This window comes from Serratia sp. Z4, assembly GCF_009900725.1.
Taxonomy (GTDB): domain Bacteria; phylum Pseudomonadota; class Gammaproteobacteria; order Enterobacterales; family Enterobacteriaceae; genus Serratia; species Serratia nematodiphila.
Genome location: NZ_JAAABD010000020.1, coordinates 1 through 8,715, shown reverse-complemented (window position 1 = coordinate 8,715; position 8,715 = coordinate 1). Strand labels below are relative to the sequence as shown.

Annotated in this window: 8 protein-coding genes; all 8 read right to left on the bottom strand. The window is 51.3% G+C overall.

What is annotated here, in order from left to right:
- Positions 1-79: 79 nt before the first annotated feature.
- The 8 genes from GT753_RS25460 to GT753_RS25425 all read right to left on the bottom strand — a co-directional run bounded on the left by GT753_RS25460 (position 80) and on the right by GT753_RS25425 (position 7,953).
- Positions 80-448, bottom strand: a complete 369-nt coding sequence (locus tag GT753_RS25460) for a colicin E1 family microcin immunity protein (protein ID WP_160126133.1) — start codon at positions 446-448, stop codon at positions 80-82.
- Positions 449-515: 67 nt separating this feature from the next.
- Positions 516-875 carry a TonB family protein gene (locus GT753_RS25455; protein ID WP_160126132.1) on the bottom strand — a complete coding sequence of 120 codons (360 nt, stop codon included), beginning with the start codon at positions 873-875 and terminating at the stop codon, positions 516-518.
- Positions 876-978: 103 nt separating this feature from the next.
- Positions 979-2,049: a hypothetical protein gene (locus GT753_RS25450; protein ID WP_160126131.1), complete on the bottom strand. Its 1,071-nt coding sequence runs from the start codon at positions 2,047-2,049 to the stop codon at positions 979-981.
- A gap of 282 nt (positions 2,050-2,331) precedes the next feature.
- A complete protein-coding gene (locus GT753_RS25445) occupies positions 2,332-3,336 on the bottom strand; it encodes an Abi family protein (protein WP_160126130.1) in 1,005 nt (334 codons plus the stop codon).
- A gap of 223 nt (positions 3,337-3,559) precedes the next feature.
- Entirely contained in the window at positions 3,560-3,805 is a 246-nt protein-coding gene (locus tag GT753_RS25440) for a hypothetical protein (RefSeq protein WP_160126129.1), read from the bottom strand.
- Between the two features lie 281 nt (positions 3,806-4,086).
- Positions 4,087-5,019 carry an S-4TM family putative pore-forming effector gene (locus GT753_RS25435; protein WP_160126128.1) on the bottom strand — a complete coding sequence of 311 codons (933 nt, stop codon included), beginning with the start codon at positions 5,017-5,019 and terminating at the stop codon, positions 4,087-4,089.
- Between the two features lie 3 nt (positions 5,020-5,022).
- On the bottom strand, positions 5,023-6,018 hold the full coding sequence (locus GT753_RS25430) for a nucleotidyltransferase (protein ID WP_160126127.1): 996 nt from the start codon (positions 6,016-6,018) through the stop codon (positions 5,023-5,025).
- 987 nt (positions 6,019-7,005) lie between these two features.
- Complete coding sequence (locus GT753_RS25425) at positions 7,006-7,953, bottom strand: XRE family transcriptional regulator (RefSeq protein ID WP_160126126.1); 948 nt, start codon at positions 7,951-7,953, stop codon at positions 7,006-7,008.
- Positions 7,954-8,715: the final 762 nt, after the last annotated feature.

Sequence of the window (8,715 nt, the reverse complement as noted above, 5' to 3'; positions counted from 1 at the left end):
GAAGCATCAGGATAAGAAGGACCAAGAGATCGAGCAGCAGATGGAGCTGTTGCAGGATTAACTCGAAAATTGCCCCCTTTTAGGGGGCGTCGTGTAAAGCCACCTCCTCAGGAGGTGGTCTTTTACTTCTGAGGAACAGGGCAAGCAGATACAGGGAGCCCAGCGGCAGGGCCATGACAAAACAGAAGGCATAATACAGGATCAGCACCCCACCTTTGCCGATGGTATCGGCGAACAACCCACGGTGCCAGAATGCTTCACTGGTGAACTGCAGGGCGACCGTTTCAATGGCTTTTTTGGCGAAGGGATACAGCAACAGACTCAGGATGGCGGCGACCAGAGAGAGCGGGACATTCACGCTGGGCTGGAAGATGTGGGTATAATAGAGCGCGATAAAAAAGTACGTCACGCCCCACACCTGACTTTTCCAATAATATGCTTTGGTCATTCTCGCCTCCCTGGGCCCCGGTCCCTTTCATCTTTCTCGCTTGCCATCGTACCGGCTTTGCGGGCGATCAGCGAAACGGAACCCCGTTGCCATAGACCGAGTTGGTCGGTTTGGTGTTGAAGTTAAAGGTAAATTCGCGATCCTTCACCGGCTGCTCGCGTTCAAAGCGCCAGCTTTTCATGGCGGTCAGCACCGCCTCGTCAAAGACTCCGGCAGGCTTCGCCTGCTCAATACGCACATGGCTGACCGTGCCGTCGCGCTCAATATCGTATTTCACCTTGACGACGCCACTGGTGCTTTTCGACAGGGCCTGTTCAGGATAAACAGGGGCGGTTTTGATGATGGCGTGGGGGGCCGGTGCGGCACCGAGCGCCAGCGCCGGCGTCAGGCCCAGTAACAGCAGAGCGGCAAACGTAGATTTTCTCATGTCTTGATCCATTGGTTAAAAATGAGCGGTTGCTACAAGACCGCACCACGGCGATCGCCCCTAACTATAGGGCAAATCTGACAATATTGCGTTACTGCGGCGATCACAGATCGCCGTATAGTGCGGCGAGCTCGGCCAGCGCCGCGGCCGCCGCCGGGTGCTCCGACTGCGTCAGCAGTTCGGCCTCGAGCGCGGTGAAGGTGTCCGGCGCCAGCCGCAGCCGCAAATTCGGCAGCACCAGACCGATGTCGCCGCTCTCCGGCACATGCAGCGAGACATGCCGCCCCTGATAGCTGCGGGTGCGATCGCCGTGCTGACGCGCGCGCAGCAAGCGGCGCAGCTCGGCGAACACCGGCCAGCCGAAGGTCGACTGGAAGATAGCGCCGCCGATATGCAGGGACAGGAACGGCGGCAGGCCGTCGTCGGCGCCCGGATAGGCGCCCTGCCTGGCGACGATCTCCACCGTGGCGCGGAGCTCGCCGGCGACGGCGGTAAGCTGTAGGCGCTCTACGAAGGGCGCGGTCAGCGCCAGGTACTCGGCCAGCGCCGGATCGTCGGCGCGCTGCGCGGCGACCGCCAGCGGGAAGATCGCCCGCAGCCGCACCGGGGTGCAGGCGCGGGCCAGCGCCTCGTCGCTGAAATCACCGAGGTTCAGCACGCCGCTAGCCAGCGGTCGTGCGAAGAACTCGGCGCTACCGGCCGGCGGGGTGTGTGTGGCCGTAAAGCGGTCACGCAGCGCCTGCAGCCAGTCCTCGCCGCGCAGGCCGAAGGTGCGCCGGTAATAGTGGGGATCGACATCGAGCCCGCCGCCCACCGCCGTCTCCAGCAGCGCATCTGTGATCAGCAGCAGCGCGGACAGCGGCGCCCGGTTGACCGGCCCGCGGCCATCACGGTAAGCGATCTGCGCCTGGCTGAACAGCCAACGCAGTTCGGCGCGGCTCAGCGCCTGGCCGTCGACGGTTTCCGCGCGCACGACCTTGCGGTACAGCTGGCCCAGGGTGGTGTACGGCGCCGCGCAGAGCGCGCGGTATTCGTCGCCGGCGACCGAGGTGGCCAGCGTTTGCTGCAGCAGACGTTCGGCCAGGGTGTTGACCGGCACCGCTTCGGCGGCGGCCCGGTTTTTCAGGGCGGCGATCAGGGATTTCGGAAAGCGGAGGTTCATCTGGCTTAGCATGGCGGTGTCCTGCTGTCATAGGAGTGTATTGTGATGATAGCAACATCCTATAAAGCAGAAATGGAAATGACAATGCTTTACCTAATGCAGCTAGCTTCCTTTTATTGGGATAGCAATAATTACCCATTGCTAACCCTTTGGCTGGTCTGCTAGCGAAGCTCCGGGCGGCGGTCGGCGTTTTTGCGTCGCAGATCCGACTTCTGGCAAAGTCGGCTGACCCGATAACGAGCCGAATGCCTGAACGCCGGAAGTGGTTTCTTACCAGATCGCGACAACTCCGGACTATTTTTCGAGACGACTCCAGTCAGGCCCGATGACAGCCAACAGGCGATTGCGGTCAGTGATCCTCAGCGTTTTACCCTGCTGCAGCGACCTGATAAGCTTCCGGGCTGCGCGACTGGGTCGGACGTTCAGGTTAGATGCAATGGCCTCGCGTCCGGTGTAACACCTCAGCCCGTCAATGGTGGCCAGCATTTCAAACCGGACGTGATGCCCTTCAGCCATGAAGGCCGCGTGCCTTGCCGGGCTTATCCAGTAAAGCGCTTCAAGCATATCTTCCCAAGCCCGACGGAGAAGATGTAGCGATGCGTTCAGCCCGTATACAGGACGACTGTAATCGGGTGCTCCCTGTGCATCAAGTTCCTGAAACTTCCACACCGCCTCATGATGAGCAAGACGGTTACGCAAATCGCGGATCCGACTGAATTTGTGTTCAAGATGATGGCGTTTTGTGCCTGCAGGTCGTGAAGGAAAGACGTCGGGTATCAGGTGAGGCCATAACAGAGAATGGTTTCTTGATTCTTCATACTCGTCCGTTAACAGATTTGTCCAGAACCCGAAATCCAGTCCGGAGATCACGCGTTCCGGGGTCAGAGCCTTCCCGGCATCACTGATACGCTTTGACACCTTACGTACACAGGTCTCCTCCCATGCGGTGAAGTGATACATCGGGCTGCCGTCCGGAAAGGTCCGGGGATTTCCCTGTTTGTCAGTTTTAAATCGTTTGCCCTGACGAATATAGGTTTTGTCTCCGATATAGCGGGGTAGATCGTAGATCCAATAGGCATCAGTTCGCCATAACCCTGCCGCCCCCGGCGGTGGATTGTGCCGGACAGCATAATCAATGGCGTTTCGCAGCGTGATTTCAAGACAGTGCATCAATGGATGCATGGCGGCCGACAGCACTTTGTTCCAGTTATAGCCGCCGATCGCTTCTTCAGGCTTCAGCTTGAGCACGTCCGAATAAATATTCAGGCGCTCAGGTGAAATGTAGTCTTCCAGTTGCATGTCGCCCTCCGCGACGCTTATACAGCTATAAGGTTGACGCTCTCGTCAGATACAGGTAAATTATGTCTATCAAGGCGCGGACTTCTTCGGACCCGTGCGTTTAAGTTAGTACCGGAAAAGCCACCCTCGCGGTGGCTTTTCTCGTTTCAGCCATCACCTGTCTGGCTCACTCAGTGAGCGGCAAACATTGCGCTCCCCTGATAACAACCCCCTGTCCGAATCGTCAAGGTTCAACGCATGTCGAAACGGCGACTTTTGACCAACTGTTCCAGCCCTTCAAGCTTGAAGGGCGGGCTACTTCCTGACTGGCCAGGGTAAATTTCCCGCGAATACCTTGTGCAATAAACGTACGCAATACATCTGAACGGGACGGCTTATACTGACCGTCAATGTTGCTAATGAAATTATCCAGCTCCTCGAGCTGCTGCTGAGGCAGTCGGAGTTCTATGCGTTGATCTTTCATGTCCATGGGAAGCTCTCTTGCTGGGCTTGGAGTACGGGTTTATACTGTGTGATTGTATGCCTTATTACGGTAATGTACGGCTTTAATCCGTACGTATACAGTTTGTTTTTGTCTATTTCGTTCTCTTTTCTTCATTTCCTTTGCACAGATCCGAAAACCGATAAAGCCGGATGCTAACTATCTGAGGTGAAGGTGACTATGTGTTTACGCTGGCAGCCAAGCAACCTGAATGGTTTATCGTGATGTGCTCCGGCATACGTAAATCCTACACCGGAGCTAAGGAGGGATTACTCCTGAAGGTGCAGCTCCTTCAGATTCGTTTCAAAGTAATCAACATAAATTCGCTCATTTTTGGGCTTCATTATCAGCTGAATACCGTTGGGAACGGGCGGACATGAGGCCCGGTAGGCGAACATCTCATCCTGGATATTCCGGAGCGTATAACCCAGTTGCTCTTCTTCTGCCCTTCCGGACACCCTGATGCCGGATAATTCCTTCTCAACGTACTTTTTCAGCTTCTCGCTTCTTTTCATACTGCTGCGATTATCCAGAAACTGAAGCAAGAAATAGCGGATGACCGGCAGTGTGAACACCACATAGAAGAGGATCTCATTCAGCCTGGATTTCATGGCGATGCCGTAAACAAGCATCGCGACAGGCGAGACAATAAAAGCTGAAAGATAAAACACGTGCAGCACCTCCCTGAGCGATTTGTCCCAGCCGAGGTTTTTTCCGTGGCACAGGAGCGCCATTACGGCCAGCGGCGCGTCATACACCTTACTGACGTACCACCCCTCTTCGCCAAATCGCTTTCGTGCTTTTTCCGGACTGTCCCTGAAATAGGCAGCTGCCCGGATGATGTCATCCCGTGGGATCTCCTCCACCTTCAGGTCATTGCGCCGAATGCCCAGTACCCGGCAGTCGTACATTTCCTGGATTGAGGCTGCCTTCCTGCGCAGTGCCGCGATGTGTCCGCTGATGATAATGTTAAAAGTAAGCACCAGGAGTCCATACAACCCCAGCAGTGAAGACAGCAGCTCTGAATCGACAAAGCCCCGGCTCCGGTTGTATACGGTAACGAGCGAAAGCAGGAGCGGCACGATGATGCTGAAGATAAAATTCAGCCTGTTCCAGTTTTTTACCCTGTCGTAAACACGGGCCTGCGCATACAGTAAATCCAGGTTTTCTCTGGTCGACTGGTTCGTGTAAATGGCATTCATGGTTCACCCGTAAACAGGAAAGAACGGCCCGAACACATCGCGCCATTTATTGATGGATTTTTCATACTCTTTGTTCTCCTCAAACCATCTCGCCTCCGATACCTTCTGCGCATCGAGATAACATCTGTCCGAAATCGCCTTACGCGCCTCGGCTGAAAGAGAGTTGATATCTCCCTGTATGCCTTTGGGATCGTTGACGGAGAACTGTACGTACAGACCGAGATGGCGGAAAAGCGCTTCCAGCTCCATATCGACAAACGATGAGCAGGCTGCCCTGCCGGCGTAATAGTCCAGAATCAGCGTCTCCAGCAGGTAGGAACTCATGGAGGGCATCGTCGGTCGCCGCTGCCAGTACTTGACTGCTCTGATGACATTCAGCACATTGCCGTCATTCTGCACATTGACAGTTGTGACTCTGTCCCTGTCTTTGCGGGGGTCGGTAAACTTCCAGTGGCCTTTGCCGTCGGGGATCAGATAGTAAGTCCGTCCAAAGGCATCTTCGCTGGTAATAAAGCAGGGTACGATGTCAAAATTCCAGTCCTTGCTGACCAGTTTCAGCGTGACGGCTTCCTGGTTACGCCTGATATCAGCCTGGGCGTACTGGGCAATGTCCTGCAGGCGGTTTTTAAAGGCATTCAGAATTCTGACGGAGCAGATAGTGTCAGCTCCGGAATGCCGATACCCGTGCAGGCGCGCCCCCTCGCCGGAAGAGGTCAGAGTGATCCGGTCACTCAGAACGTTATAGGTGGCACTCTGCGCGGATAAGCCGAACATCAGATCGATATCGTCCAGAGGACGGATTTTGGTTCTTCTGGCAAAGGATCCAAAGGCAATATGGATCGCTGGATAACTCACCGGAAATTTATCGTCCTTCTCAAAATCATTCATCTTACCGATAAGCCAGTCGCGACTTGCACGCGCGTCATCGGTATCTGCCTTTTTGAGATTCACGGTATCTTTTATAAATTCGTTAAAGGCAGCTATTACTGTGGTTGCCATGTTCAGTCCTTTAATTATTTATTGCAAAAGGCGCAGTGCTCTGACGTACATCTGCACACTCCAGTGCCCTGAAAGGGTCGAGACAGTTTATTCTTAGTTCCGCAAGTTCACTACCGTCTCGCTTTCTACAAGGCCTTATAATTTACATGGGAAATAAGAGCCTCGCTCTTTTATTGAATATAATGCAAATGTTTTTAATACCAAATAAGCAATAATGCGATTGTGTTTAAAATCAATCATTAGTATTGCATTATAAGCACAAATCCTTCTGCATTCCTCCTGAGATCCGAAAAAACCAGTCCCGGATCAGCCGATCGTCACTCTCCCCCTCCGACCCGGCAAACACAATATGTGCCACCTGATCAGCTGTGTTTTCTTCTATATGTTGTGTTTGGCCGAGCTGATCGTTAACGGCGGTTTTCGGCCGACAACCGCGATGTGATTATTTTTACGCCGTGGTACACTTCCGGAAAGTTGTTATACGCCAGAAAGTCGGATCACCCGGATACCGGCGTTCGGTAATTTAACGGCGTTTCTATCTTCCTGCTTATTATCAGGTAAGTGATTTTTACGGACGGAAACTGCGAGGGCGATCATCGTCACTGGGGTGATTGCGGGGTGTGTAATTGTTTAAAGGAAAAATTTGAGGAGATCATAGGGCGCAGACAGCAATTATTCTTATGGGGAATTTACGAAGAGTTAATACAGACAGAATATACTCAGGTTTAGATACGTTAAGTCAGCCAACCTAATATTTATATCCTAATCATCTGGGGTAATTATTAACTTCTTTGCTGATTGCTTTGTAAAAATACCGACATGATAAATGCCTGATTGCTAGGTATACATCTACCTGGACTGCTACTCAGTGGATTGATAACAGGGTTATTTTCCACCTTACTTTGGTACTGTCGATGATATTAGTAGATGACTGCATGGGAAAGCCTTCATTCTGGCTTTCCCATCAGGGCAATTTTTGAAAAAATATTATTTTATATGTAGATCCGTAATATCCAACTCAAACTCACCTTCCATACCCAGCTTTTTCATTATGGTAGGTAAAACCTGATGAATTGTTCTCATTCCTACCAGTAATTCATTCATATAAACATCCGGGTGCAAGCGCGATTTGTTAAATCCCAAGCTCTCTGCTTCAGCTTCATGTCCCAAAGCGTCATGAGAGCTATAAACAAGGTTCAGTAGTTCGGCTTTCAGGGGATACCCTTTGCGAAAAGCGATCTCCTTGAGCTGAGAGAGCCATCGCCCATAATCAGAGGTAACTCGGTACTTAAACATAGTAAAGTTTGTGGCAAATGCATTATTGACATCAACCTTACTGGCTGCCAACAGCATCAAACATGACTCAATCTCCGAGCCAACATCAAACAATTCATCGTCGTTATCATAGACTAGATCATAAATATAAGCATAGTAAAATCCATAAACATCATTGAGTGCGCGGTATATTTTAGAAATAAGTGAAAAAAATGGGTTTCCCTCAATTTTATCCCACTCTACATCTTCATTTGGATCGCCAAAGTCAACATCCAACTCAGATGGCAACTCTTGCGGAATTTCCACCCCCATTTCATTTAGAGCTCGTAATGTTTCGGCGCATAGCAAGCCGTCAGGATCGGTTAATGGTTCGGTTTCATACCCTGTTTCCGCATTCTCCAAAGAGGTTTCAGCAATATATTGAATGAGATTTTCCCATTTCATAACTTGCTTCGCAGAGCCAACTAATAGTACTAAATCAGGATCCAGCGTATTAATCCCAGAAAGCTCCCGCATTTTTTTCTCCATGTCATCGGACATGTATTCTCCCTTTTTCCATTTACTGACTTGTGCCGGCGAGACACCAAGATGTTCTGCCAGTGCCTTCTGACTGCAGGTGAGCGTTTTTAACGCGAGTTCGACAAGAGCTTGGCTGGACATGAATAAAAATCTCCCGATAGTGAAATATAGTTTATTAAGTGTAGTATTAAGTAAATAATTCGTCTACAAAAATTTAGTTTACAAGTGTTGTTTTTTACTTTATTTTGAGTTTGCTTCCGGTTTCTCATTCCATTAGGGATAACGCGAGGAAACCCGATCCTCCACAGACTTATCCCCCGTTTCTGTGGATAACCCATATATGGTATATTGGGTGCGGTTTTTAACACTGCATAAGGTGTTTTTAACCCCTGGCGGCGGTTTGACGGGCGTCAGCCGCCGCCAGTATTTGGATCCCCACCACTCGGTATTTATCCGTTATACTCCAGTTTTACCGATTTGCAGATCCGCGGCAGCAGATTTATTACGAACGATCACCTTGGCGTTCTCAGGCACAATAGGGGCTGAGTTTTCTGCCAGTACCCGCCCTCCTCCGCCGAAAATGGGTGAATCTTCAGCTGATTGCGCTACGTAAAAAATAAATTTTTATCAGGGCCATAGTACTGCACATTTTACGTAGCGCGATCGGGAGAGTCCCTGATTCTCCGTTTGCCCGAGGACCGGTTGGTAGATAAAGGTGGAGGAATTTTCTGATAGGGCCATTCTGAATTTACGAGGTGAACTGTGTCACTGATAGCTATGAGACGACAATAACTCAGTCCGCCTGGTGCTGATTATTCTGGCCGGTTTTGTAATCTGAATGTCATGTTCATGATCCAACAGGAAATGGCGTGACGCTCAATACTTCTCAGGTCAGTTACTACA